This is a genomic window from Salipiger abyssi (genome assembly GCF_001975705.1).
Taxonomy (GTDB): Bacteria; Pseudomonadota; Alphaproteobacteria; order Rhodobacterales; family Rhodobacteraceae; genus Salipiger; species Salipiger abyssi.
Map to the genome: position 1 here is coordinate 1,730,086 of NZ_CP015093.1, position 24,557 is coordinate 1,754,642.

Consider the following 24,557-nt stretch of genomic DNA (forward strand, 5'->3'; position numbering starts at 1 on the left):
ACATGAGGGAAGTCGGGACAGGGTTGGGGCACGCTTAGGGACAGGACGATACAGGCGCCCTTGAGAACCTAACGCCGCCATGCACAAACCGTTCCCTGCGCTTCAGAAAATTTCTTCGCGGCGTTTGCGCTGCCGGTCGAGCTCGGTATTGAGTTGCGCGCCGAGCAGGGTGACCAGCGCGCTCACGTAGAACCACAGCAGCAGCGCCACCACCGCGCCGAGCGAGCCGTAGACCTCGTTCAGCCGGTCGAAATTGCGCACATAGCCGGTGAGCAGGAACGAGCCTGCCGCCCAGGCCAGAAGCGCGATCAGCGCGCCGGGGGTCAGCCAGCGCATGCGCGATTGCCGCCGGTTCGGCCCGTAGCGGTAGAGCAGCGCGATGGCGAAAAACACCACCGCCAGCAGGATCAGCCATTTCACCCCGCTCACCGCCAGCTCGACCGGCAGCGGCAGGCGGAGAAAGGCCAGCGCGGCGGGCAGGATCACCACGGCGGCAAAGGCCAGCAGTGCGGTGATCACCAGCAGCCCGGTCAGCAGCACGGCGACGGCGAGCCTGCGGATGGCGTTTTCGCGATGCGGGGTTTCCGCCACCGCGTTCAGCCCGCGTATCAGCGCCGCGACCGAGGCGCGCGAGGACCAGATCGCCACCATGATCGAGATCACCGAGGCCCATTGCAGCGTAGAGCGGTTGGCCGAGATGAGCTGATCCACCTGTGTGGCGAGCAGCGTAAAGGCCTGTTCCGGGATCATCTCGCGCAGCAGCTCCATCTGTTCGGCGATCACCACCGGATCGGCCCAGTAGCCCCAGATCGCGATCACCGCCGAGATCGCGGGAAATAGCGACAAGAAGGCGTAAAACGCCACCCCCGCGGCGATAAGCCCGAGATTGCGCTGGTCCATGCGCTGCCAGGTCTGCCAGAGCGCGCGCAGCCAGTCGCCCAGCCCCAGCTTTGTGCGCTGGGGTTCGGCATCGGGGGTGGTGTCGGTGTCGGGCGGGATCTCGCTCATGCCCACAAAAGACCGCCTCCCGGACGTGGCGTCAATGCGCCTTCGCACCGGCGGCACGCGAAGCCCCGATGATTCCACGCAATTTTAGGAGAATTCGCACATCAACCGGGAATAAACCCGAATCCGATGCGGTCGGACTGCGCCGGGCCATGGCCCGCCTTTCCTGCAAGCTCAAAAGGAGCCGACCGCATGTGTCCGAGTCCCACGTTCTTCCTCCGTTTTTCGGCAATCGCCCTCCTTGCCGTGGCCGTTTTTGTCTCTGCGCCGCCCGCGCAGGCCGCACCGCAATATGGCTGGGGCGGTGGCCCGGTGCGGGTGATCGGCAACGATCCCGGCGGGCGGCTGAAGCCCCGGTTCGAAGAGATCCGTCGCATGCGGGCGCGCGGCGACCGGGTTGAGATCCGTGGCAGCTACTGCCTTTCGGCCTGTACGCTCTATCTCGGGGCGGGCAATGTCTGCGTCAGCCCGGCAACACGGTTCGGCTTTCACGGCCCGAGCTATCTGTCCGACCCGATCAGTTCGGAGCGGTTCGATTACTGGTCGCGGCGGATGGCGCAACACTATCCGCCGCAGGTTTCCAGCTGGTTCCTGACCCAGGCCCGCTATGTGACCCGGGGCTACATGTCGCTTAGCGGGGCCGAGCTGATCCGCATGGGTGTGCCCCGGTGCTGATCACGGCTTGATATAGGTAAAGCCGTCTATCTGAAGCTTGCTCAGTTCGGCAACGCCCGACATTACGATATCCTCCTCCCAGACATCGTAGAGGTCGTTGGAATAGTCGATCTCGCGTCCGACCAGCGTGTTGTTGCAGACATGAAAGCACACGTTCTGCGATTTCAGCGAGCCCACAGAGGTTTGCAGCGCTGTGTCGGTATTGGCGTTCTGGAGCAGGCCGATGCCGTTGCCGTGCAGAAGCACTTTCACCTCGACATTCTCGGCGCCGAGCGCATTGATATGGTTCTGGATGTTGCGCAGGGCACCGCGATAGGCCTTGTCGCCCTCACCGCCCGGATAGTTGATGTGATAGACCACCTTCTGCTTGCCGTAGGCCCCCATCTGCGCGGCGGCTTCGGTTGCGGTGAGCACGGCGGCGGCGGGGGCGGTCAGGCAAAGACCGGCAAAGATGCGGCGTGTGATCATGATGTTTCCTCCCTGAATGCGGGCGATTGCCCGATGAGGAAAGGCTGACACGCGAGGCGCGCGGCCCGGTAGCCGGACGATTCCCGTGATTTGCCGCAGGAAACCCCTCGGGAATACCCTAGGTTTGGCCGGTTTCACCCTCTGGGCGCGCCTGTTCGCCGGCCACGCTGATCAGTTGCGCCGCACTGCGCACATCGAACTTGCGCAACAGGTTCGAGCGGTGGAACTCCACCGTCTTGGGGCTGACCCCGAGCCGGGCGGCGATCTCCTTGCTCGACAACCCCCGGCTTACCAGGTGCAGGATCTGCCGTTCGCGCCGGGTCAGATCGACCTCGGCGGCTTGGGCCGGGGCAGGGGGCGCGGCTTGCGCCACGCCGGCCCGACGCAGCCAGAGCATCAGCGCGGCAATGCCGGCCAGCGAGGCGGCCATTGTGATCCAGACCAGCAGCGGGATGCGGGCAGCGGGCGCCGACCCGGCGGCGGTCTCCGCGCCATAGGCGGCAAGCAGGCGCTCGGCGGCGAGGTAGCTCACCGGCGCGCGCCAGACATCGCGCAGCCCGCTGGCGCGGCTTTGCAGCAGCGCCAGCGCCACCGCGTTGACCAGCGCCGGGTCGGTGCGCGCGAGCGCCAGAAATGGCCATTCCGGATAGAGCCGCGTGCTGACCGCATCCGCATGGGTGTAGCTCGCCCCGGGGTCGAGCACCTCCAATGCGGCCAGATCTATGATGCCGTCGGCGGCGAGGCGCTCCAGCAGCCCGCTGCGCAGAATGCCGATATCCGCCTCACCCGCCAGCACCGCATTGGCGATGCGGTCCATCGGAAAGCCGAGAAAGATCGTCTCCGAGGGCGCGGTGAGCAGGTCGATGCCCTGTTCTCGCGCCTCGAACCACACCGTCTGGAACCCGCCGAAGCCGCGCGGGCTGACCGCTGCGACCCGCGCGCCCTTGAGCGCCGCGAAGGAGTCGAGCCCGGTGCCCCGGCGTGCCACCAGCGTGCTGCCGAAGCTGGTCGACCGGCTGCCATCGGAGAGCCGGCGCGCGCGGGTCGCCAGAACGCTCATCGGATATGTCTTGGCCAGCGTCAGGTAATGGCCGGGATTGGTGACGAGGAAATCCAGCGCGCCGGTCTCGATCAGCAGCGCCGCCGAACTGAGCGTGACCGGCACCATGCGCACCGGCCTGCCCTCCAGCCGGGCCGATAGATAGCGCGCCAGCGGCTGCCAGTCGTCGCGCCCCTCATCCCAGCCGCGATAGGCCAGCACGCCGATGCGGATGCCCGGCTCTTCGGCCTCCTGCGCCCGGGCGCGAAGGGGCGCGAGCGTCAGAGACAGGCAGCAGAGCAGCAGCGCGAACAGCCAGAGCCGCCCGCCGCCGCTCAGTTGCCGCCGGTGCTCTCTCCGTCCTGTGTGTCTGCCGCTTCCTCGGCGCCCTCTGCGGATCCGTCCTCCTCGGAGTCCACCGGCGTCGCGGTTGTCAGCACCCCGTTGACCCATTCGCCCGAGGCCTCCTCCCCGGTGGCATAGCGCAGGACTCCCTCTCCCTCGCGTTTGCCGTTGCTGAACATGCCCTCATAGACATCGCCATTGGCATAGGTGGCCACGCCCTCTCCCTCGAACGTGCCGTTCACCCAGCCGCCGGAATAGCGGAACCCGTCGGGCATGGTGATCTCGCCCTGCCCGTGGCGCTGATCCTCGCGGAAATTGCCGGTATAGACCGCGCCGTCCGCATAGCGCGCGGTGCCCTTGCCGTGGCGCTGGTTGTCCTTCCAGGCGCCCTCATAGGTGTAGCCGTCGGGATAGGTGATCTTGCCCTGCCCGTTATAGCGGGCATTGCCGAATTCGCCCTCATAGACCACGCCGTTGGGATAGGTGGCGCGCCCCTGCCCCTCGATCACCCCGTCGACCCAGTCGCCCTCATAGGTCGAGCCGTCGGGATAGGTGGTCTTGCCCTGCCCGTTCGCCAGATCGCCGCGGATCTCGCCCTCGTAGACCGAACCATCGGGATAGACCACGCGGCCCTCGCCCTCGATCTGGCCAGCGACCCAGTTGCCCTCAAGCCGGTAACCGTCGGCGCCGGTGAAGACGCCGTAGCCCTGGCGCTGGTCGTTGTTGAAGGCGCCCTCGTAGACATCGCCATTGGCATAGGTTTCCTTGCCCTGCCCCTCGCGGCGCCCATCCACCAGCTCGCCCTCGTAGATATCGCCGTTGGGCAGGGTCAGCGTGCCGCTGCCGTCCTGCTGGCCCTCGCGCCACATGCCTTCATAGACCAGCCCGTCCGCCATGGTCAGCGTGCCCTGGCCCGAGCGCTCGCCATTGGCGACCCGGCCCTCATAGACCGAGCCGTCGGGATAGGTGATCGTGGCGTTGCCCTCTTCGACGCCGTTCACCCAGTCGCCCTCGTAACGATAGCCGTTTGGCGCGGTCATCACGCCGCGTCCATGGTGCAGCGCGTTGCGGAACGAGCCCTCGTAGCGCGAGCCGTTGGCGTACTGGATCACGCCCTTGCCGGTGATCTTGCCGTCGAGCCAGGAGCCCTCGTAGATGCTGCCATCGGCCAGCACGATGCGCCCAATCCCCTCGGGCTTGCCCTTGGCGAACTGGCCCTCGTAGATCGCGCCGCTGGGATAGCGCGCGACGCCCTCGCCGGTGATCTCGCCCGCGACCCAGTTGCCGGTGTACTCGAACCCGTTGGGCAGCCGGTAGGTGCCGGTGCCGTCGCGCAGCCCATCGCGGAAGGTGCCTTCATAGACCCCGCCATCGTCGAACTGCTTGGTGATCACCTCGCCGTCCTGCGCCATGGCACTGCCCGTGATGGCCAGAAAGGCGGCGGCGACTATCGTGCCTGCGCGTCTCATTGATGGATCCTTGCCGGATTGCCTCTCCCTTTGCCCGGAAGGTAAACAAGCCCCGGTGGGCTGACAATCTCTTTTGCCCCGCCCGGCTTTCCCTCCGGCGTGGTTCTGCTATGTCGGCACGAGGATGTGACTGAAAGGACAGGGCGTATGGCCGACCGTTTCCGCCTGACCATCGCGCAGCTCAACCCCACGATGGGCGATCTTGCGGGCAATGCCGCGCAGGCGCGCGACGCCTGGGAGCAGGGCAAGGCCGCGGGCGCCGACATGGTGGCAATGCCCGAGCTCTTCATCGCCGGCTACAATGCGCAGGATCTGCCGCTGAAACATGCCTTCACGCTCGACTGCATGGCGGCGGTGAAGCAATTGGCCGAGGATTGCGCCGACGGCCCGACGCTGGCCATCGGCACGCCCTGGGTCGAGGGGACGGAGCTTTACAACGCCTATGTCATCTGCCGAGGCGGCAAGATGGTCACGCAGGTCTTCAAGCACCACCTGCCGAATTACAATGTCTTCGACGAGCTGCGCATCTATGACAGCGGCCCCATCGGTGGCCCCTATGCGGTGGGCAACACCCGCGTCGGCTCGCCCATCTGCGAGGATGCCTGGTACGAGGACGTGGCCGAGACACTGGCCGAGACCGGCGCGGAATTCCTGCTGGTGCCCAACGGCTCGCCCTATTTCCGCAACAAATATGAAACACGCCTCAACAAGATGGTCGCCCGCGTGGTCGAGACCGGCCTGCCGTTGATCTACCTGAACATGGTGGGCGGGCAGGACGACCAGATCTTCGACGGCGGCAGCTTTGCGCTGAATCCGCATGGCGCGGTGGCGGTGCAGCTGCCGGTCTTCGAGGAGATGCTGGCGCATGTGGACCTGGAGCGCACCGAAGACGGCTGGCGCGTGCTGGAGGGCGATTTCACCCGCCATCCCGACGCGATGGAGCAGGATTACCACGCCATGGTGCTGGCCCTGCGCGATTATTGCCGCAAGACCGGTTTCGGCAAGGTGCTGCTGGGGCTCTCGGGCGGCGTCGACTCGGCGCTGGTGGCGACCATCGCCGTGGATGCGCTGGGTGCGGAGAATGTGCGCTGCGTCATGCTGCCATCGGAATACACTTCCGAGCATTCGCTGGAGGATGCCAAGGCCTGCGCCGAGCGGCTCGGCTGTCACTATGATTTCGTGCCCATCGCCGAGGGACGCGACGCGATCACCAATACGCTGGCGCCGCTTTTCGAGGGGCTGAAGCCGGATCTCACCGAGGAAAACATCCAGTCGCGGCTGCGCGGGCTGCTGCTCATGGCGCTCAGCAACAAGTTCGGCGAAATGCTGCTCACCACCGGCAACAAATCCGAGGTCGCGGTGGGCTATGCCACGATCTATGGCGACATGGCGGGCGGCTACAACCCGATCAAGGATCTCTACAAGACCCGGGTTTTCGACATCTGCCGCTGGCGCAACGCCAATCACCGCCCCTGGATGATGGGGCCGGAACATGCGCCGATTCCGGACCGCATCATCACCAAGCCGCCCTCCGCCGAGCTGCGCGAAGATCAGAAGGACAGCGACTCGCTGCCCGACTACCCGGTGCTGGACGGCATTCTCCAGATCCTCGTGGACGACGACGGCTCCATCGCCGATTGCGTCGCGGCGGGCTACGACCGGGCGGATGCTAAGAAGGTGGAGCATCTGCTCTATATCTCGGAATATAAACGCTTTCAGTCGGCGCCCGGTGCGCGGCTGTCGAAACGCGCCTTTTGGCTCGACCGCCGCTATCCCATCGTCAACCGCTGGCGCGATCCGAGCTGAGCGCGATGCAGGCGAACATCCTCTTCGTCGTTCCGCGGTTTCATACCAATCTGGCCTTTGCGGTGCGGGCACTGACCGATGCCGGAGCAAAGGTCGCGGTCTGGGCCTCGCAATCGGGCGGCGCCGAGGATCATTCGGTGATCGAACCGCAGGTCTTTGCCGACCCGTCCGATACCGCCGCGATGACCGAGGCGTGGCGGGCGTTCAACCCCGACATCGCCTTTCTGCGCAACAGCGCGGCGTTGAGGTTCGCGGCAGCAAAGATCGGGCGGCGGCAGGGTTCGGCGCTCTGGTCCTACGATCTGCATCCCTATCGCCGGCACGAGCCGCTCTCGCGGCGCTTCTATCTCTGGCGCAAGGGGCTGCCGATCCGGCGGGTGACCGCGTCTCTCGGTCTGGGCGACACGCGACCCGACGCCTGGGCGCGCTACCTGCCCTGGCCGGTGGTGGGCGATCCGCCGCCGCCGATGCCGGAGCGTAGCAGCACGGCCCCGGTGACGGTGCTCTGCGTCGCCAAGCTCGGGCAGCGCCGCAAGATGCAGCACCTGGTGGTGGACGGCATGCGTGCGGCGGGCCGGGCGGGCAAGGCGCGGCTGATCCTGATCGGCTCCGAGCGCGTGCTCGACACACCCGAGGATCGTGCCCATTACGCCGCGCTGAAAGACGCGGCAGAGGCGGAGGACTGGATCGACATGCGCGGCCTCATCCCGTTTTCCGAGATGCCGGCGCTCTATGCCGCCTCCGATATCTGCATCCTGCCGAGCTTTGATGAGCCGCTGGGGTTCGCGCCCGCCGAGTCGATGGCCTATGGCTGCGTGCCGGTGATCTCCACCGAAGCCGGGTCGGCGGGCTATATCCGCGAGGGCGAGAACGGGCTGCTGGTCGATCCGCTCGCCCCCGAGACCGTCCGCGTGGCGCTGGAGCGGCTGATCGGTGATGCGGATCTGCGCGACAGGCTGGGGCAGGGCGCCCGCGCGACGGCGCTGGACGATCTGGGGCCCAAGCGCTTTGTCGCGCGGATGCAGGCGCTGATCGACGAAGGGTAGACCTCCTGCATGTCAGGAGGCCCATGTGCCGGTCCGGCTCAGGCGCTGACGTCTTCCGTGATCGTTTCGGTTTCTGCCTCGGGCGTATCGAGCAGAAAGCTCATCGCGTCGCGGATGCGGTTCCAGGTGGCGGCGTTAGAGGCGCAGAGCAGATAGCCCTCGCGCTTGGCGGCGTTGTAATCGGACCCGTCCAGCATCGCCACATGCCCGCCCGCGCATTGGCAGAGCAGCGCGCCGGCGGCGTGGTCCCAGGGGGTCAGCCGCGCCGAGAGCACAAAATCCACATGGCCCTGCGCCAGCATCCGGAATTCATGCGCCGAGCAGCGCAGCGACAGGGCGCGCTCGAACCGGGTCATCAGCTGCGCCATGGGCGCCTGCTTGTCCTCGGGCAGCATGTAGAGCGGCAGATAGCCCTGAAGCTCCTCGACCGGGCCGCCCTGCGACACCGAGAGCGGCCGCACGATCCGGCGCTTGGGCACCGTCATTTCCGCCGGGCCGCCGGTCTCGCCCAGGATGAAATCGTCCATCACCGGATCGTAGAGCAGGCCGAAGACCGGCACGCCGAAGCGCAGCGCCGAGAGGATCACGCCGAAAGTGGCGAGCCCATGCGCATAATTCCAGGTGCCGTCCACCGGGTCGATGGTGAAGGCCAGCTCCGCCTCGGCGATCTTGTCGACCACCTCGGGGTGCTCGGCGACATTCTCCTCGCCCACGATCAGCGCGTTGGGGAACAGATTGACCAGCCCGCGCGCGATCATCGCCTCGGCGGCGCGGTCGGCGTCGGTCACCAGATCCTGCCGGCTGGTCTTTTGCGAGATGTCGGCAGCGTCGAGACTGCGAAAGCGCGGCATGATCTCGGTGCGCGCGGCCCGGCGCACGAGGTTCATGATGGAGGTGCGCTGCGCCTTGGTCAGCGTCGAGATCGGCATGGGCAGGGAATCGGTCATCAGTGGGAAGGTCCGTGGCAGCCTCGGGGTCCCCTAGGATTTGCCAGCCAGCGCCCTGGTATTCAAGGCGGCTATTCGCGCGCCCGCAGAACCTGCGCGGGCCGTGCCGCCAGCGGGCGCCAGGCAAAGCCCAGCCCCGCCAGAAGCGTCGCCAGCACGCCACCCGCGATGATCCCGAGCGCCGAGGACCAGATGACGCCGAATTCCGTCTCCATCAGGAAGGTGCTGACCGCCCAGCCGCCCAAGATCCCCGCCCCCAGCGCCACCACCCCGGCGGCTGCGCCCAGCAGTGCCGAGCGCAGGGCAAAGCTTTGCAGGATGCGGGCACGGCTGGCGCCCAGCGTCTTCAGCACCGCCGCCTCATAGGTGCGCGCGCCCTCGCCCGCCGCCGCCGCGCCGATCAGCACCAGAAAGCCGGTGAGCAGCGTCGCCGCCGCGCCCCAGCGGATGGCGCCCGCGATGCCTTCGAGCAGCACGCTCACCCGGTCGATGGCGTCGCGCACCCGGATCGCGGTGATATTGGGATAGGCCCCGGCCAGATCGCGCAGGATCTGCGCTTCGGCCTCCGGCTCGGCATAAACGGTCGAGATGAAAGTATGCGGTGCGCCTTGCAACGCGGCGGGGTTCAGCGTCATGACAAAACCGATCCCGGCGGTGGAGAAATCCACGTCACGAAAGCTGGTGATCGTCGCGGAGATGTCGCGGCCAAGCACGTTGAAGGTGATCTCGTCGCCGAGCTTGAGGCCGATCTCCTCGGCCTCCTCGCGGGCAAAGCTGATCTGCGGCGGGCCGTCGTAATCCTCGGGCCACCATTCGCCCTCGGTGACGATGGTGCGGCTGTCGGGCTCTGCCGCATAGGTGATGCCCCGATCGCCGCGCACCACCCAGTGATCGCCCGCCACCTCCTGCGCGTTCCGCCCATTGATCTGCGTGATCACCCCGCGCAGCATCGGCGCGGTATCCACGCGGCTAACGGCGGGGTCGTCTTCCAGTCGGGCAAGATAACCGTCGATCTGGTCGGGCTGGATGTCGACAAAGAAATAGGACGGGGCCACCTCCGGCAGGTCGCGGCTGATCGAGGCGCGCAGATTGCCGTCGATCTGGCCGATGGCGGCGAGCACCGAGAGGCCCAGCCCCAGCGACAGCACCACCGACGCGGCGGTTTCGCGCGGCCCGCCAATCGCTCCCAGCGCCCAGCGCCAGACCGGATGGCCTCTAGCGGCGGGCGTGGCACGCCTTGCCAGCGCGCGGATGCCGGAGGCGGCGATGGCCAGAATGACCAGCGCGCAGAGGATGCCGCCCGCCGTCCACAGCGTGATGCGCGGATCGCCGGAGAACAGCGCGGCCACCGCGACAAGCAGTGCGAGCAGCAGCAGCGTGGCGATAACATAGCGCGCCGCCGGCAGGGCGCGGGCGCTGTCCAGCGCATCGCGGAAGAGGGTGGCGGCGCGCACCTCCTCGGTGCGGGCCAGCGGCCAGAGGGTGAAGAGCAGCGCGGTCAGCACGCCATAGATGGCGGCCTCGGCCAGCGGCTCGGGGTAGAGGGTAAGGATCACCGGGATCGGCAGTGAGGCGGCGATGATCGGAGAAAACAGCACCGGGATTGCGGCGCCGAGGATCAGCCCCAGTGCGATGCCGACAAGGCTCAGCGCGCCGATTTGAATGAAATACGTGAGAAAGATCACCCGGCGGCTGGCCCCCAGCGTGCGCAGCGTCGCGATGACCGAGGTCTTGCGCGCCAGATAGGCCCGCACCGCCGCCGAGACGCCGATGCCGCCCACCGCGAGCCCCGAGAGCCCCACGAGTACCAGAAACCCGCCCAGTCGGTCGACAAAGCGCGCAATGCCCGGCGCGCCGTTGCGGGCGTCGCGCCAGCGCACGCCGGTGCCCTCGAACTGCGCCTCGGCCTGGGCTTTCAGCGCATCCATATCGCTGCCCTTGGGAACCAGCAGCCGGTATTCGGTTTCAAACAGCGAACCGGGCGCGAGCAGGCCCGAGCCCTCCAGATCGGCGGTGCGCATCAGCGTGCGCGGGCCAAGGCCGAAGCCGTCGCCGGCATCGTCGGGCTCGGTTACGATCACCGCGCTGAGGGTGAAGGGCTGCGTGCCCAGCCGGAACGTGTCGCCGGGGGAGAGCCCCAGCCGGTCGGCCAGAACCGGCGCCATCACCGCGCCGGGATGCTCCGCCCCGTCCAGCGCCTGTGCCAGCGGCATCGGCGGGTCGAGCTGCATCTGCCCCAGCAGCGGATAGGCATCGTCGACCGATTTCACCTGAGTCAGCCCGCGTTCCGGCCCGTCCCCGCCGTCGACCACCGCCATGGAGCGGAAATCGGTCACCTCCGACACGGCGGTCGAGATGCTCTCCAGCCAGGCGCGTTCGGCCTCATCGGCAAAGCGATAGGTGAATCTCGCCTGCGCGTCGCCGCCCAGCAGGATCGCGCCCTGATCGGCCAGCCCCGCCTGGATGGCCGAGCGCACCGAGCCGACCCCGGCAATCGCGGCAACACCCAGCGCGAGACAGGCCAGAAAGATACGAAAGCCGCGCAGCCCTCCGCGCAGCTCGCGGCGGGCAAAGCGGGCGGCAATGCGGAGGCTCATTCGGCGGCCCTCGCCTCTGCGGTGTCGTCCACGCGCCCGTCGGTCAGCCGCACCACCCGGTCGCAGCGCTGCGCCAAGGTATTGGAATGGGTGACCAGCACCAGCGTCGCGCCATGCCGGTCGCGCAGCCCAAAGAGCAGATCCATGATCGCCGTGCCGTTGGCGCCGTCGAGATTGCCCGTCGGTTCATCGGCCAGCAGAATATCCGGGCGCGGCGCCGAGGCGCGGGCCAGCGCCACGCGCTGCTGCTCGCCGCCCGACATCTGCGCCGGGTAATGATCGGCGCGCTGTGCCAGCCCCACGGTCTCCAGCTCGGCGGCGGCGCGGTCAAAGGCATCCTTGTGCCCCGCGAGCTCCAGCGGCGTGGCGACGTTTTCCAGCGCGGTCATGGTGGGGATGAGGTTGAAGCTCTGGAACACCACCCCCATGTGATCCCGGCGGAAGCGCGCCAGCCGGTCCTCGTTCATCGCGGTCAGATCCTGGCCGAGCACGTCGACGCTGCCGGTGCTGGCATTTTCCAGCCCGCCCATGACCATGAGCAGAGAGGATTTGCCGCTGCCCGACGGACCGATCAGCCCCAGCGTTTCGCCCTTGCCGATGGTCAGAGAGATGCCATGCAGGATTTCCACCATTCCGGCATTGCCGCGCAGGCTGAGCGTGACATCTTTGAGAGCAATAACGGCATCGGGCATGAAGGAGCGTCCGGAACAATGATGAGTTCGCTTAGATATGGGGCCGCGGCCCGGCTCAACAAGGCGCTGGCGCTGCTCCTGCTGCTGTGCAGCGTGATGGCGGCGCCGGCCCGGGCGGACACCGTGCATCTGCTGGCGTTGGGCGACAGCCTGACGCAAGGCTACGGGCTCATCGAGCAGGAGGGTTTTGTGCCGCAGCTGCGCGCCTGGCTGGCCGAGCGCGGCCACGATGTGCGGCTGGTCAATGGCGGTGTGTCGGGCGACACCACGGCGGGCGGGCTGTCGCGGGCCGGGTGGTCGCTGACGCCGGAGATTGAGGGCATGATCGTCACGCTGGGCGGCAACGACCTGCTGCGCGGGCTGCCGCCGGAGGTGGCGCGGGCCAATATCGAGGGCATTCTCAAGATCGCGGCGGAAAAGGATGTCGAGGTGCTGCTGGTGGGCATGCAGGCACCGGGCAATTACGGCCCCGACTATAAGGCGGCGTTCGATGCGCTCTATCCCGAGCTGGCCGATGCCTATGGCGCGCTGTTCTTTCCCAGTTTTTTCGAGGGGATCATGCCCGATGGCGAGATGTCTGAGGAGGCCCGTTCATTGATGCAGCCGGACGGGATTCATCCCAATGGCGAAGGCGTTGCCCGGATCGTCGAGGCGATTGGCCCGTCGGTAGAGGCGCTGATCGCGCGGATAGCCGACGCGGGCTAGGAGGTCGGTGGTTAATGTGCGACCCCGGCGGTGACGCGGGAGGCGCGGAGACTGCTGCGCAGGGCGCAGGAAAGAACCGGCAGAAGGCCAAAGCCCAAGGCGGTGGCGAAGTAGAGGGATACAGCGGACATCACTGTGACATCGAGAAAGAGCCAGGCGACGAGCGCGCCGAAAAAGCCCAGGACACTGCCCATCAGAATTGCCATCATCGCCATATCGTCCCTCCGTCCGTTTTCCGAACTACGCTGCAAGTCTTTCTAAAGAATTAATTGCTGCGGATTCTGTCTGGATTGTGGCGCACTCGCGGCTTCTCCAGAGCGATTAGAGGGAATTTTCTGCAATCTCGCCGGATCGCGGCACGGAGGACCCGCGCCGCGAAGTGGGTGCGGCCTCTCAGATCACCGTCACGGGTGTTCCCAGCGGCACACGATTGTAGAGGTCGATCACATGGTCGTTCAGCATGCGTATGCATCCGTTCGAAACCGAGCGACCGATGGATTCCGGTGCGGTGGTGCCGTGGATACGGAAATAGGTGTCGCGGCCGTTCTGGAAGAGATAGAGTGCGCGGGCCCCGAGCGGGTTTCCGGGGCCGCCGGGCTGAACGTAATCGTTGTCCTTGAATTTGCCATAGGCGCCGGGGTCGCGTTCGATCATCTCGTCTGTCGGGCGCCAGGTCGGCCATTCTTTCTTGACCTGGATGACCGCATCGCCGGTGAATTCCAGGCCGGCCTTACCGACGCCGACGCCATAACGGATCGCGCGACCGGGCTCGGCCACGTAATACAGGAAGTGCGCGCGCGGCAGGATCAGGATCTGACCGGGGGTGAGATCGGCCTTGATCCGCACTTGCTGCGGACGGAATTTCGGATCGACTTCGAATGCATGGGCTGGCGCGGCGGCGGCAAGTGCGGTGCCTGCCAGGGCGCTGGCGACAAATTTGCGGCGGTTGATCATGGGTGTGGCTCGAATTCTCTTGTGACAGCTTTTTCATTCTCGTCAGGAAAAACGCGAAATCAATGAAGAGTTTCCAAAGGGGATTGTCACGATGGCGTGCGAGACACATATAATGAAAAATGAATATTAAGGAAGGGGACCGGACGATGGTCAAAATGGTCTGTTTCGAGTGTGGTCAGACGAACCGTGTGCCGCAGGAGCGGCTGACTGCCGGCCCGAAATGCGGCACCTGCGGCGCTGCGCTGATCGAGGGCAAGGCGCGGGAACTGGATGCGGCAACGCTGGCAAAAGCGATTCGCACTGACGAGATGCCGCTGGTGGTGGATTTCTGGGCGCCCTGGTGCGGCCCCTGCCGGATGATGGCGCCGGAGTTTTCCAAAGCCGCGGCGTCGCTCAAGGGCAAGGCGCGGCTGGTGAAGGTGAACACGGAGATGCATCCGCAGGCCTCCGCCTCCTTCGGGATCCGGGGGATCCCGACGCTGATCGGTTTCGCCGGCGGGCGCGAGTCCGGCCGGCAATCGGGAGCGCTGCCGGCAGCACAGATCGAGGCCTTCGCCTCGCGCGTCGGCTGACCGCGCGGCCCGGGCGTTATTCCTTCGGCGCCCGGGCATTGCGCCCCGCCAGCATGACGCTGATCGTATAGGCCTTTTGCGGGCTGAGCCCGGCCATGATCGCCGCCGCCGCATCGGGTCGCATCCGGCCCAGGAAGCCGGCGGCGAATTCCGGATCCATCTCCTCGAACAGCGCCGCCGCCTGCTTGGGCTTCATCGTCGCATAGACCTGTGTCAGCCGCGCCACGTCATCCTCGGCGGCGGTTTCGGCCATGGCGAGGGTGGCGCGCAGCTTTTGCTCGGCCTCTTCCATGGCGGTCATCTTGCGCTCGATCTCCGCCTCGGCGACGGCGAGCGCCTGCATCCGCGTCTGGATATCCCCCTCGCGCTTGGCAACACGCTCCTCACGCGCCTGCAACGCGGCGAGGATCGGCGCGATATCTTCCTCCGCCGCGCAGCCCGGCAGGCCCGAGGCTGCGGTTTTGGCTGGTGCCGTGTCCGGCGCGGGGGCCGGCTCCTCCAGCGCCAGCGCCTCGGTCGCCTGCACCGCGACCCGCGCCACCGCCGAGGCGATGAGCAGCCCGCCGATCACTGCCAGCACGCCCTTGCCGCGCCGCCCTTTGCGGCGCCGGGCGGATTTCCCGAACAGCGCCTTCATCCTGACACCCCGCTGCGTGGATGGCGGAAGAACATCGGCTCCGCCTCCTTCTCCGGGGCCGGCGCGTCGGCGGCGGGCAGGTCATGCATGGAGGCGAGCATCAGCTCGAGCCGCTTGGCGACATCCTCCGCCCGTTTTGTCCGCGATTCGAGCGCCTCGGAGGACTCGCCCGCTGCGCTCTGCGCGGCGTCGAGCGTGCGGGTCAGATCGTCGACCTGCGCCGAGAGTACCGCCACCGCCCCGCCGACGCCGTTTTCCAGATCGGTGAATTTCGACAGGCGCCGGGACAGGACGAAACAGTAGAATCCGGCGCCCAGCGCGCCCGCGGCAAGCAGGATGTCGGCAATCATTTCCATTCCGGTCTTCCTCTCAAGTCAGGACGAATTCCATGATCAGCAGGTCGCGCACGCGCCCCTCTCCGGCGACGAGCTGGAGCCGCCGCAGGATCTGCGAGCGCAGCTTGATCAGCGCGCCCGGCGCCTCGATATCGGCGGGTTCGAGCGCGCGCAGATAGGTGTTCAGCACATCCATGATGCGCGGCTGCAAGGTGGTGACATCGGCGGCATAGGCGGGCGGCACCTCCAGGCTGGCGCGAAACCGCAGGTGGTGCAGATTCGCGGTGGAGCCCATGGAAATGACCAGCGGCGGCAGCTCGACAAAGGCGGCGTTCGCATCCGGCATCGGTGCGGCGTGATCGCCGCCGCCGGCAGACTCATGCGAATCGCCGCCATGGCCGTCCCCGGCGGGTTTGGCGCCGCCGAAGGGCAGCAGGCCCGAGGACGCCGCGTAGAATCCGCCGCCACCGCCCGCCAGCGCCAGAACCAGCCCGACGATCAGCGGCAGTTTCGAGGATTTCTTCTGCGGAACGTCCGCCTCTTCGGGGGCGTCTGCGGTGGCATCGCTCATGGGCAGGCCTCTTCTTCAACCTTGTCCCGTTATAGCCGTGCAGGGACTAACCGATTGTTAAGGCTGATCGTCCAATGATGCCCTCACCGAGCAGAAGGTCGGAACGGAGGTTGGTTTGCAGCAGATCGCGCATATCTGGGAGGGCCTCGGCGCGCGGCGCCGGGTGATCGTCATCGCCGCATCCGCGGCAGTGCTGTTGGCACTGCTGGCGATGGGGCGCATGGCCTCGACGCCGTCGATGGCGCTGCTTTACGCGGGGCTGGAGAATGGCGCCGCGGGCGAGGTGGTCTCGGCGCTGGAAGCGCGCGGCGTGCCCTACGAGGTGCGCGGCGGCGCCATTTTCGTGCCCGAGACAGAGCGCGACACACTGCGCATGACGCTCGCGAGCGAGGGGCTGCCGGCGAATTCCAACCAGGGCTACGAGCTGCTCGACGGGCTGTCGGGATTCGGCACCACCTCGCAGATGTTCGATGCCGCCTATTGGCGCGCCAAGGAGGGTGAGCTGGCGCGCACCATCGTCGCGAATCCCTATATTGCCACGGCGCGGGTGCATATCGCCAATTCCTCGGCGAATCCCTTCCAGCGCGACGTGACGCCTTCGGCCTCGATCTCGGTCACCACCGCCGGCGAGGTGCTGTCGCCACAGCAGGCGCGGGCGCTGAAATATCTCGTCGCCTCCGCCGTGCCCGGGCTCACGCCCGAGGATGTGGCGGTGATCGACGGCAAGGGCGGGCTGATCGGTGCCGAGGACGAGACCGGCGCCGGCCCTACCGCCGACGACAAGGCGGCGCAGCTGCGCGACCGTGTGCAGCGGCTGGTCGAGGCGCGGGTGGGGCTGGGCAACGCGGTGGTCGAGGTCAGCGTCGATACGGTCACCGAGAGCGAGACGATTCGCCAGCGCCAGTTCGATCCCGAGGGCCGCGTGGTGATCTCCACCGATACCGAGGAGCAGAGCAGCACCTCCCAGGATACCGGCGGCGGCGATGTCACCGTCGCCTCCAACCTGCCTGACGGCGAGGCCGGGGGCGGCGACAGCTCGTCGAGCCAGAGCGCCGAGACCCGCGAGCGCGTAAACTACGAAGTCTCTGAAACTATGCGGGAAATCACCCGCGTGCCGGGAGCGATCAAGCGCCTGACCGTCGCCGTTCTGGTCAATGGCAGCTACGAGACGGCGGCAGACGGCACCCAGACATTCGTGCCGCTGCCCGAGGCGGAGCTGACGGCGCTGCGCGATCTGGTGGCCTCTGCCGTCGGTTTCGAGGAGGAGCGCGGCGACGAGATCACCCTGCGTTCCCTGCCCTTCGAGCGGCCCGAGGGGCTGGGCACCGGCCCGCTGGCGCCGGGCTGGTTCTCGATGCCGCTGGATCCGATGACGCTGATCCAGATGGCTGTTCTGGCGGTGGTGGCGCTGATCCTGGGGCTCTTCGTGGTGCGCCCGATCCTGACCGCGCCGGCGCGCGGCGCGGCTGAGGGCGGGGCGCTGGCGCTGCCCGGCGGCGGCGACATGTCGGCACAGGTGCTGGAGGGCGAGATCTCGCCCGACGAGGACGATTTCGCCCCCTTGCCGTCGCTCGGCGGCGGCGAGGGATTCGGCGGCATGGGCATGGTCGATTTCGATGCTCCCGCAGAGGAAGACCCGGTGGACCGGCTGCGCAACCTGATCGAAGAGCGCAAGAGCGAGACGGTCGAGATCCTGCGCAGCTGGCTCGATGACAAGGAAGACGCGCAATGACCAGGCTCTGCGAGATTCTTGAGGATTTCGGCACCGCCCGGGCCGCACCCGAACCCGCCGCGCCGCTGCATGACGACAGCGAACTGGAGGCGGCGCGGCTCGAATCCTTCGACACCGGATATCGCGCCGGCTGGGACGATGCGATCAAGGCGCAGAATGACGATCACGCCCGCATCGCCAGCGATTTTGCACAGAATCTTCAGGATCTGTCCTTCACCTATCACGAGGCCTACAGCCAGGTGCTCAACGGCATCGCACCGCTGCTCGAGGATGTGGTCGGCAAGCTGCTGCCGGCGCTGCTGCGCGAGACTCTGGGCGAACATATCGCCGAGCAGCTGCGCGCCATGGCGCGCGAGATCGGCACGCTCGACGTGGTGATCGCCGTGGCGCCGGGCAGCGCCGAGTCGGTGATGCCGCTGCTCGAGGCGGATTTCGGCTTTCCGCTGAAACTGGTCGAGGATTCGACGCTGGCCGAGGGTCAGGCCGATATCCGCTTTGCCGAGACCGAAAAGCAGATCGACCTTGGCGGGCTTGTGCAGGAGGTGGCGCAGGCGGTGCAGGGCTTTGTGCACGATAACCGGAGGAACACCGCCCATGGATGACATGACCGAAGACACGGGGCCCGGCGCCGCGACCCCTTTCACATCCGTCCCGATCGAGATCACCGTCTCGGTGGGCCGCGCCCGACCGCTGGTGCGCGACCTGCTGAAACTGGGCGAAGGCTCGGTGCTGACGCTCGACAAGCGGCTCGAGGATCCGGTGGAGCTCTATGTCGGCGACCGGCTGATCGGCATCGGCGCGCTGGAGGTGGTCGAGGGGGCGGAGAACGGCCAGCTCGCGGTGCGGCTGACCGAGGTTGTCGATCTGAAGAACCCGTCCTGAGCGATGATCCGGCGCGTTCTCCTCATTCTGGCGGCGCTGCTGCTGGCCGGTCCCGCCGCCGCGCAGGAGGTCACGCTGGATCTGGGCGGTGGCTCGGTCACCGCCGCCAGCCTTCAGCTTATCGCGCTGATCACGCTGCTGAGCCTCGCGCCCGGCATCGCGATCATGGTGACCTGCTTTCCCTTTCTGGTCACCGTGCTGTCGATCCTGCGCCAGGCGGTGGGCTTGCAGCAATCGCCCCCCAATATGCTGATCGTCAGCCTGGCGCTGTTTCTGACCTATTTCGTGATGGAGCCGGTCTTTACCGAGGCCTGGGAACAGGGGCTGCAACCGCTGGTCGAGGAACAGATCGAGATCGCCGAGGCGTTCGACCGCACGCTGGCGCCGTTCCGCAGCTTCATGGCGGCGCGCACCGATGCCGCGACCTTCGACAATATGGCCGATCTGCGCCCGGATGCGCGTGGCACGGCGCTGGCGCCCGAAGCGCCGCTCTCGGTGCTGATCCCCAGCTTCATGCTGTCCGAGATCGCGCGGGCCTTTCAGGTGGGCTTCCTGATCTTCCTGCCCTTCCTGATCATCGATCTGGTGGTCGCGGCGGTGCTGATGTCGATGGGCATGATGATGGTGCCGCCCGCCATCGTCTCGCTGCCCTTCAAGCTCGCTTTCTTCGTCATCGCCGACGGCTGGTCGCTGCTCGCCGGATCGCTGGTCCGGAGCTATTTCTGAGCGGCGAAACACCCGCCCCGGACCTGATCCGGGGCTTCCACCCTGGCCATGAGGCCCCGGATCCGGTCCGGGGCGCGGGGTCAGACTTCGGAATCGTCCGGCACATCCGCATGCAGGTGACGCACGCCCCGGGCGCGGGCCAGCGCGATCTGCTTCTGCCGCTCGCGGAACCGCGCCTTGTCCTCCTCCGAGGTCTCGGAAATGCAGTGATGGCAGGAGACGCCATGCTCGTATTCCGGGCGCTCGCGGTCTTCCGGCAGGATCGGACGACGACAGGCATGGCAGAGCAGATGCGGCCCCTCGCGCAGCCCGTGCTCCACCGAAACGCGCCCGTCGAAGACGAAACAGCTGCCCTGCCAGGCGCTCTCCGCTTCCGGCACCTCCTCGAGATATTTCAGGATGCCGCCCTTGAGGTGATAGACCTCCTCCACCCCCTGACCGAGCAGCCAGTTGGTGGATTTCTCGCAGCGGATGCCGCCGGTGCAGAACATCGCGATGCGCTTGTTGTGGAACCGCGCCTTGTTCTCTTCCCACCAGGCGGGGAAATCGCGGAAGCTCTCGGTCTGCGGATCGACGGCACCCTCGAAACTGCCGATGGCGACCTCGTAATCGTTGCGCGTGTCGATCACCGCCACATCCGGCGACCGGATCAGCGCGTTCCACTCCGCCGGGTCGACGTAATGCCCGACCCGCGCCAGCGGATCGACATCGGGCTGGCCCATGGTGACGATCTCGCGCTTCAGCCGCACCTTCATCCGGGCAAAGGGCCGCTCGGCGGCACTCGACAGCTTCCAGACGATATCGGCGCAGCCGGGCAGCGCGCGGATATGCGCCAGCACCGCGTCGATGCCCTCGCGCGGGCCGGCGATCGTGCCGTTGATCCCCTCGCGCGCCAGCAGCAGCGTGCCGGTGACGGCGTGCTCGCGGCACAGCTCAAGCAGCGGCGCCCGCAGGGCGTCGGGATCGTCGAACCGGGTGAAATGATAGAGCGCGCAGACGGTGAACATGGGCGTCCAGATACGCCTTGCATCGGCGCTGGGCAAGCGGGAGGATCGCCGCAGCCGACCGGAAGGAGACCGACCCATGCACGCGCTCATCGTTATCGACCTCCAGACAGATTTCTGCCCCGGCGGGGCGCTGGCCGTCGCCGGCGGCGACGAGATCGTCGCCCCGGTCAACGCCATGATGCCGGAGTTCGACGCCGTCATCCTGACGCAGGACTGGCACCCGGCGGGGCATTCCTCCTTTGCCAGCAGCCATGACGGCAAGGCGCCGTTCGAGCTGACCGAGATGCCCTACGGCCCGCAGGTGCTCTGGCCGGATCATTGCGTGATCGGCTCGTCGGGGGCGGCGTTCCACCCGGAGCTGGAGACCGACCGCGCCGATCTGGTGATCCGCAAGGGCTTCCGCCCGGCCATCGACAGCTATTCGGCCTTCTTCGAGAACGACCACAGCACGCCCACCGGGCTGGAGGGCTATCTGCGCACGCGCGGCATCAGGCGGCTGACGATGGTCGGGCTCGCCACCGATTTCTGCGTGAATTTCTCGGCGGTGGACGCGGCCAAGCTGGGATTCGACGTCACCGTCCTGGAAAGCGCCTGCCGGGGCATCGACCTCGGCGGCTCGCTCGCGGCGGCGCGTGAGGGCATGCGCGCGGCGGGCGTGACGCTTACCTGAGCGGATTTGCCGATTTCTTAACCCGCGCACGGCTAGATGGTCCGGATAGAGGACCGGAAAGCGCGGGAGATGTCGCAGAGCCCGATTGTGGAAAACCAGTCGCTCGCCGCCTTCGAGGCGAGCAACAGCCCTGCGGGGCTCTTGCAGCGCTATGCGCGCGGCCGGGTGAGGTATTTCGCCCATCGTCAGATTGCCACCGGTGTCGGCGCGCTGGCTCTGGCGCTGCTGGTGTCGCCGCTCACGGGCATGCTCGCCGCGATGCTGGTCATTCTGGGCGAGGCGGTGGATTGCGAGGTGCTGCGCCGGGTGCCGGCGGCACTGCACCGGGGCGCGCCGCTGCGTCGGGTGGCGCTTGTCAGCGCGGTCTCGGCGGGGTTCCAGGCGCTGACCATCTCGGCCACGGTCGTGCTGGCGCAATACACCGCCACCGATGGCGAGGCCTCGCTCTTCAGCTTTGCCTTTCTCGCGGCGGCGGTGCTGAATGCCGGTGTGGTGCGCCGCTATCACCCGCTCGCCACCGATGCGCGCATCGTCATCTACGCGCTGACCGCGCTGGCCGGGTTCGTCGCCGAGGTGCTGGTGGAGGAATCCGGCGCCGGGCTGGTCTATAATTTCTTCGGCCTGGCGATGCTTGCCTTCATCTCCTTCGTATTCCTGCGCTTTGTCGACGGGGCCGAGCGCCGGCGCGCCGAAGACAGCCTGCGCCTGCTCGAGGGGCAGGCGGCGCTGGCGCGTGCCAACCGCGATCTGCGCGCCTCGCAGGCGGAGGTGCGGCAACTGGCGCTGGTCGCCCGGCATGCCAACGATTCGATCATGCTGATGGATCCTGAGTCTCGGGTGCTCTGGGTCAATGACGGGTTCACGCGGCAGAAGGGCTATACTGCCGCCGATGTCGTGGGCCGGCTGGCGGGCGATCTGCTTGCCGGGCCCGACAGCGATCTGGAGGATCTGGCGGATCTGTCGCGACGGGTGGCCGCGGGCGAGACGATGCGCCGCGAGATCCTGAATTACACCGCCGACGGGCGCAAGATCTGGGTCGAGGCGGCCTTTGCACCGATCCTGAATGCACGGGGCGAGGTCGAAAAGGTCATCGTCACCGAGCGCGATATCACCGATGCGCGGCTGCGCGCGCGGGAACTCGCCGAGGCCAAGGAGCGCGCCGAGGAGGGCGCGCGCACCAAGGCGGTGTTCCTGGCCACCATGAGCCACGAGATCCGCACGCCGATGAACGGCATCATCGGCATGACAGACCTGCTCTTCGAGGGGCGGCTGACCCCGGATCAGAAGCTCTACGCCGCGACCATCCGCAAATCCGCCGAGGCGCTGATGAAGATCATCAACGACATTCTCGATTATTCCAAGCTCGAGGCGGACAAGTTCGCCATCCTGGCCGAGCCGTTTTCACTGGCCGCCTGCATCCGCGACGCGGCAGAGGTGCTGCGCCCGCAGGCGCGCGAAAAGGGCCTGTTTCTCGATATCTGCCACGAGACGCCGCTGCCAGACCGGCTTTGCGGCGACAGCGGACGGGTGCGGCAGATCCTCATCAATCTGCTGGGCAATGCGGTCAAGTTCACCGAGGCCGGCGGCGTCACCCTGACCACCCGCGCCAAGAGCGATGTGGCGGGGGCCGATGTGACAATCGTCGTGCAGGACAGCGGCATCGGCGTGCCGGAAGCGCGCGCGGAACGGATCTTCGAGCAGTTCGAACAGGCCGATGCCGAGACCACCCGCCGCTACGGCGGCACCGGGCTGGGTCTGGCGATCTCGCGGCAGCTCGCGGCACGTATGGGCGGCGGTCTGCGCCTGCTGCGCGGCGAGGGCCCCGGCGCCTGTTTCGAGCTGACGCTGCGGCTGGGCAAACCGCTTGGCCAGGGTCCGCCGCCGTGTGTCGCGGCGGCGGCGGTCGCGCCGGGCCTGCTGGCGCCGATGCGCCTGCTTCTGGCGGAGGATAACGGCACCAACCGCCTGCTCGTGCGGCGCTTTCTCGAAGAGCAGCCGGTCGAGATATACGAGGCGCTGAACGGTCGCGAGGCGGTGGAGCGCGTGCGTGCCGATCCGCCCGACGCGGTGCTGATGGACATGTCCATGCCGGTGCTCGACGGGCTCTCGGCGACCCGGATCATCCGCGCGGCAGACCTGCCGCAGCCCTGGATCGTAGCGCTCACCGCCAATGCCTTCGACAGCGACCGCGCCGCATGTCTCGCGGCGGGTATGGACGATTTCCTCGGCAAGCCGCTGCGCAAGAGCGCCCTGCTCGCGGCGCTGGCCCGGGCGCAGGCGGGGGAGAAACCGCTTGGCCCTCCGGCGCGTGATGGCGTATCACGGGCACCGACCCCCGCGCAGGAGCCGCCGTCTTGGAAATCGCCACAAGAGTCTGGAACCACAAGTGGAAAATCGACCCGATCGTCCGCTCGCTGATTGATACCGATTTCTACAAGCTGCTGATGTGCCAGTCGGTGTTCCACAACCGGCCAGACACGCAGGTGACCTTCAGCCTGATCAACCGGTCGTCGCAGGTGCCGCTGGCCCGGCTGATCGACGAGGGTGAGCTGCGCGAACAGCTCGATCATATCCGCTCGCTCTCGCTGAGCCGCGGCGAAAGCACCTGGCTGCGCGGCAACACCTTTTACGGCAAGCGCCAGATGTTCCGCCCGGATTTCATGGAGTGGTTCGAGAACCTGCAACTGCCGCCCTATTTCCTCGAGCGCGTCGGCGATCAGTACGAGCTGACCTTCGAAGGCTCCTGGCCCGAGGTCATGCTGTGGGAAATCCCGGCGCTCGCGGTGCTTATGGAGCTGCGCGGCCGCGCCGTGCTCAACGATATGAAGCGCTTCGAGCTTCAGGTGCTCTATGCCCGCGCGGCGACGAAGCTCTGGGAAAAGGTCGAGCGGCTGCGCATGGTGCCCGGGCTGCGCATCGCCGATTTCGGCACGAGGCGCCGGCACAGCTTTCTCTGGCAGGACTGGTGCGTGCAGGCCATGGTCGAGGGGCTGGGCAGCGGCTTTACCGGCACCTCCAACTGCCTCATCGCCAAGAACCGCGATCTGGAGGCCATCGGCACCAACGCCCATGAGCTGCCCATGGTCTATGCGGCGCTGGCCGGGGACGACGCGGCGCTGGCGCGCGCGCCCTACGACGTGCTGGCCGACTGGCATCAGGAACACGAGGGCAATCTGCGCATCATCCTGCCCGACACCTACGGCACCGAAGGCTTCCTGCGCCACGCGCCCGACTGGCTGGCGGGCTGGACCGGCATCCGCATCGACAGCGGCGATCCCGAGCGCGGCGCCGAGATCGCAATCGACTGGTGGAAGCAGCGCGGCGAGGATCCCAGGGAAAAGCTGGTGATCTTCTCCGACGGGCTCGATGTCGACAAGATCCTGGAGCTGCACGAGAAATTCCATCGCCGGGTGCGCGTGTCCTTCGGCTGGGGCACGCTGCTGACCAATGATTTCCGCGGGCTGACGACGGATGACCGGCTGGCGCCATTCAGCCTGGTCTGCAAGGCGATCAGCGCCAACGGGCGCCCCACGGTCAAGCTTTCGGACAATCCCAACAAGGCGATGGGCCCGGCGTCAGAGATCGAGCGTTACAAGCGGGTGTTCCAGGTCGGCGAGCAGGAACGCCACGAGGTGCTCGTCTGAGCCCGCGCGGGCGCTAGACTCTTGGCGGTTGAA

25 protein-coding genes are annotated in these 24,557 nt (G+C 67.1%); 12 read left to right on the forward strand and 13 right to left on the reverse strand.

Going from position 1 to position 24,557, the window contains the following annotated elements; translation table 11 throughout:
• Positions 1–102: 102 nt before the first annotated feature.
• Positions 103–1,008, reverse strand: coding sequence for a YihY/virulence factor BrkB family protein (locus tag Ga0080574_RS11940; RefSeq protein ID WP_076699272.1), 906 nt, complete (start codon positions 1,006–1,008; stop codon positions 103–105).
• Positions 1,009–1,197: 189 nt separating this feature from the next.
• Here Ga0080574_RS11940 and Ga0080574_RS11945 point away from each other — a divergent pair, with 189 nt between their 5' ends.
• Positions 1,198–1,680, forward strand: a complete 483-nt coding sequence (locus Ga0080574_RS11945) for a hypothetical protein (protein ID WP_076699275.1) — start codon at positions 1,198–1,200, stop codon at positions 1,678–1,680.
• Here Ga0080574_RS11945 and Ga0080574_RS11950 read toward each other — a convergent pair whose 3' ends face one another.
• The 3 genes from Ga0080574_RS11950 to Ga0080574_RS11960 all read right to left on the reverse strand — a co-directional run bounded on the left by Ga0080574_RS11950 (position 1,681) and on the right by Ga0080574_RS11960 (position 5,001).
• Positions 1,681–2,148 carry a DsrE family protein gene (locus Ga0080574_RS11950; RefSeq protein ID WP_076699278.1) on the reverse strand — a complete coding sequence of 156 codons (468 nt, stop codon included), beginning with the start codon at positions 2,146–2,148 and terminating at the stop codon, positions 1,681–1,683.
• Positions 2,149–2,266: 118 nt separating this feature from the next.
• Positions 2,267–3,640, reverse strand: coding sequence for a PhnD/SsuA/transferrin family substrate-binding protein (locus Ga0080574_RS11955; protein WP_076699281.1), 1,374 nt, complete (start codon positions 3,638–3,640; stop codon positions 2,267–2,269).
• Positions 3,523–5,001, reverse strand: a complete 1,479-nt coding sequence (locus tag Ga0080574_RS11960) for an MORN repeat-containing protein (protein WP_076699284.1) — start codon at positions 4,999–5,001, stop codon at positions 3,523–3,525. Before Ga0080574_RS11960 ends, Ga0080574_RS11955 begins: the two co-directional genes overlap by 118 nt.
• Positions 5,002–5,148: 147 nt before the next feature.
• Here Ga0080574_RS11960 and Ga0080574_RS11965 point away from each other — a divergent pair, with 147 nt between their 5' ends.
• Positions 5,149–6,807 carry an NAD+ synthase gene (locus Ga0080574_RS11965; protein ID WP_076699287.1) on the forward strand — a complete coding sequence of 553 codons (1,659 nt, stop codon included), beginning with the start codon at positions 5,149–5,151 and terminating at the stop codon, positions 6,805–6,807.
• 5 nt (positions 6,808–6,812) lie between these two features.
• A complete protein-coding gene (locus Ga0080574_RS11970) occupies positions 6,813–7,853 on the forward strand; it encodes a glycosyltransferase family 4 protein (RefSeq protein ID WP_076699290.1) in 1,041 nt (346 codons plus the stop codon).
• A 38-nt stretch (positions 7,854–7,891) separates the two neighbouring features.
• On the opposite strand, the gene Ga0080574_RS11975 is transcribed toward Ga0080574_RS11970, so the two are convergent.
• The 3 genes from Ga0080574_RS11975 to Ga0080574_RS11985 all read right to left on the reverse strand — a co-directional run bounded on the left by Ga0080574_RS11975 (position 7,892) and on the right by Ga0080574_RS11985 (position 12,089).
• Positions 7,892–8,800, reverse strand: a complete 909-nt coding sequence (locus Ga0080574_RS11975) for an inositol monophosphatase family protein (protein WP_076699293.1) — start codon at positions 8,798–8,800, stop codon at positions 7,892–7,894.
• 71 nt (positions 8,801–8,871) lie between these two features.
• Positions 8,872–11,397, reverse strand: coding sequence for an ABC transporter permease (locus tag Ga0080574_RS11980; protein ID WP_076699296.1), 2,526 nt, complete (start codon positions 11,395–11,397; stop codon positions 8,872–8,874).
• Complete coding sequence (locus Ga0080574_RS11985) at positions 11,394–12,089, reverse strand: ABC transporter ATP-binding protein (protein WP_076699299.1); 696 nt, start codon at positions 12,087–12,089, stop codon at positions 11,394–11,396. The genes Ga0080574_RS11980 and Ga0080574_RS11985 overlap by 4 nt, the downstream gene beginning before the upstream one ends.
• A gap of 18 nt (positions 12,090–12,107) precedes the next feature.
• Here Ga0080574_RS11985 and Ga0080574_RS11990 point away from each other — a divergent pair, with 18 nt between their 5' ends.
• On the forward strand, positions 12,108–12,794 hold the full coding sequence (locus Ga0080574_RS11990; protein ID WP_076699302.1) for an arylesterase: 687 nt from the start codon (positions 12,108–12,110) through the stop codon (positions 12,792–12,794).
• A gap of 11 nt (positions 12,795–12,805) precedes the next feature.
• On the opposite strand, the gene Ga0080574_RS11995 is transcribed toward Ga0080574_RS11990, so the two are convergent.
• Positions 12,806–13,009 (reverse strand): hypothetical protein, encoded by a 204-nt coding sequence (locus Ga0080574_RS11995; protein WP_237219370.1) that lies wholly within the window; start codon positions 13,007–13,009, stop codon positions 12,806–12,808.
• A gap of 178 nt (positions 13,010–13,187) precedes the next feature.
• Complete coding sequence (locus tag Ga0080574_RS12000) at positions 13,188–13,748, reverse strand: L,D-transpeptidase (protein WP_076699305.1); 561 nt, start codon at positions 13,746–13,748, stop codon at positions 13,188–13,190.
• 146 nt (positions 13,749–13,894) lie between these two features.
• Between Ga0080574_RS12000 and trxC the strand changes: the two genes are divergently transcribed.
• Positions 13,895–14,320, forward strand: coding sequence for a thioredoxin TrxC (trxC, locus tag Ga0080574_RS12005; RefSeq protein ID WP_237219371.1), 426 nt, complete (start codon positions 13,895–13,897; stop codon positions 14,318–14,320).
• Between the two features lie 16 nt (positions 14,321–14,336).
• Here the strand turns inward: trxC and Ga0080574_RS12010 are convergent, their stop codons facing one another.
• The 3 genes from Ga0080574_RS12010 to Ga0080574_RS12020 are packed head-to-tail and all read right to left on the reverse strand — an operon-like array spanning position 14,337 to position 15,863.
• Positions 14,337–14,957, reverse strand: coding sequence for a MotE family protein (locus tag Ga0080574_RS12010; RefSeq protein WP_076699311.1), 621 nt, complete (start codon positions 14,955–14,957; stop codon positions 14,337–14,339).
• Positions 14,954–15,313: a hypothetical protein gene (locus tag Ga0080574_RS12015; RefSeq protein ID WP_076699314.1), complete on the reverse strand. Its 360-nt coding sequence runs from the start codon at positions 15,311–15,313 to the stop codon at positions 14,954–14,956. The genes Ga0080574_RS12010 and Ga0080574_RS12015 overlap by 4 nt, the downstream gene beginning before the upstream one ends.
• Before the next feature lie 13 nt (positions 15,314–15,326).
• Positions 15,327–15,863 carry a flagellar basal body-associated FliL family protein gene (locus tag Ga0080574_RS12020; RefSeq protein ID WP_076699316.1) on the reverse strand — a complete coding sequence of 179 codons (537 nt, stop codon included), beginning with the start codon at positions 15,861–15,863 and terminating at the stop codon, positions 15,327–15,329.
• A gap of 115 nt (positions 15,864–15,978) precedes the next feature.
• Here Ga0080574_RS12020 and fliF point away from each other — a divergent pair, with 115 nt between their 5' ends.
• From fliF to fliP, 4 genes are read left to right on the forward strand one after another with little or no spacing between them, the layout of a single operon-like run.
• Complete coding sequence (gene fliF / locus Ga0080574_RS12025) at positions 15,979–17,595, forward strand: flagellar basal-body MS-ring/collar protein FliF (RefSeq protein WP_076699319.1); 1,617 nt, start codon at positions 15,979–15,981, stop codon at positions 17,593–17,595.
• Positions 17,592–18,197, forward strand: coding sequence for a FliH/SctL family protein (locus Ga0080574_RS12030; RefSeq protein WP_076699322.1), 606 nt, complete (start codon positions 17,592–17,594; stop codon positions 18,195–18,197). The genes fliF and Ga0080574_RS12030 overlap by 4 nt, the downstream gene beginning before the upstream one ends.
• On the forward strand, positions 18,190–18,477 hold the full coding sequence (locus Ga0080574_RS12035; RefSeq protein ID WP_076699325.1) for a FliM/FliN family flagellar motor switch protein: 288 nt from the start codon (positions 18,190–18,192) through the stop codon (positions 18,475–18,477). Before Ga0080574_RS12030 ends, Ga0080574_RS12035 begins: the two co-directional genes overlap by 8 nt.
• Before the next feature lie 3 nt (positions 18,478–18,480).
• Positions 18,481–19,203 (forward strand): flagellar type III secretion system pore protein FliP, encoded by a 723-nt coding sequence (fliP, locus tag Ga0080574_RS12040; RefSeq protein ID WP_076699328.1) that lies wholly within the window; start codon positions 18,481–18,483, stop codon positions 19,201–19,203.
• A gap of 80 nt (positions 19,204–19,283) precedes the next feature.
• Here fliP and trhO read toward each other — a convergent pair whose 3' ends face one another.
• On the reverse strand, positions 19,284–20,210 hold the full coding sequence (gene trhO / locus Ga0080574_RS12045) for an oxygen-dependent tRNA uridine(34) hydroxylase TrhO (RefSeq protein ID WP_076699331.1): 927 nt from the start codon (positions 20,208–20,210) through the stop codon (positions 19,284–19,286).
• Between the two features lie 76 nt (positions 20,211–20,286).
• On the opposite strand from trhO, the gene pncA reads away from it, so the two are divergent.
• From pncA to pncB, 3 genes are all read left to right on the forward strand, one after another.
• A complete protein-coding gene (pncA, locus tag Ga0080574_RS12050) occupies positions 20,287–20,880 on the forward strand; it encodes a bifunctional nicotinamidase/pyrazinamidase (RefSeq protein ID WP_076699334.1) in 594 nt (197 codons plus the stop codon).
• A gap of 69 nt (positions 20,881–20,949) precedes the next feature.
• A complete protein-coding gene (locus tag Ga0080574_RS12055; protein ID WP_076699337.1) occupies positions 20,950–23,298 on the forward strand; it encodes a PAS domain-containing hybrid sensor histidine kinase/response regulator in 2,349 nt (782 codons plus the stop codon).
• On the forward strand, positions 23,235–24,524 hold the full coding sequence (gene pncB, locus Ga0080574_RS12060; protein ID WP_076699340.1) for a nicotinate phosphoribosyltransferase: 1,290 nt from the start codon (positions 23,235–23,237) through the stop codon (positions 24,522–24,524). The genes Ga0080574_RS12055 and pncB overlap by 64 nt, the downstream gene beginning before the upstream one ends.
• The last annotated feature ends 33 nt before the right edge of the window (positions 24,525–24,557 follow it).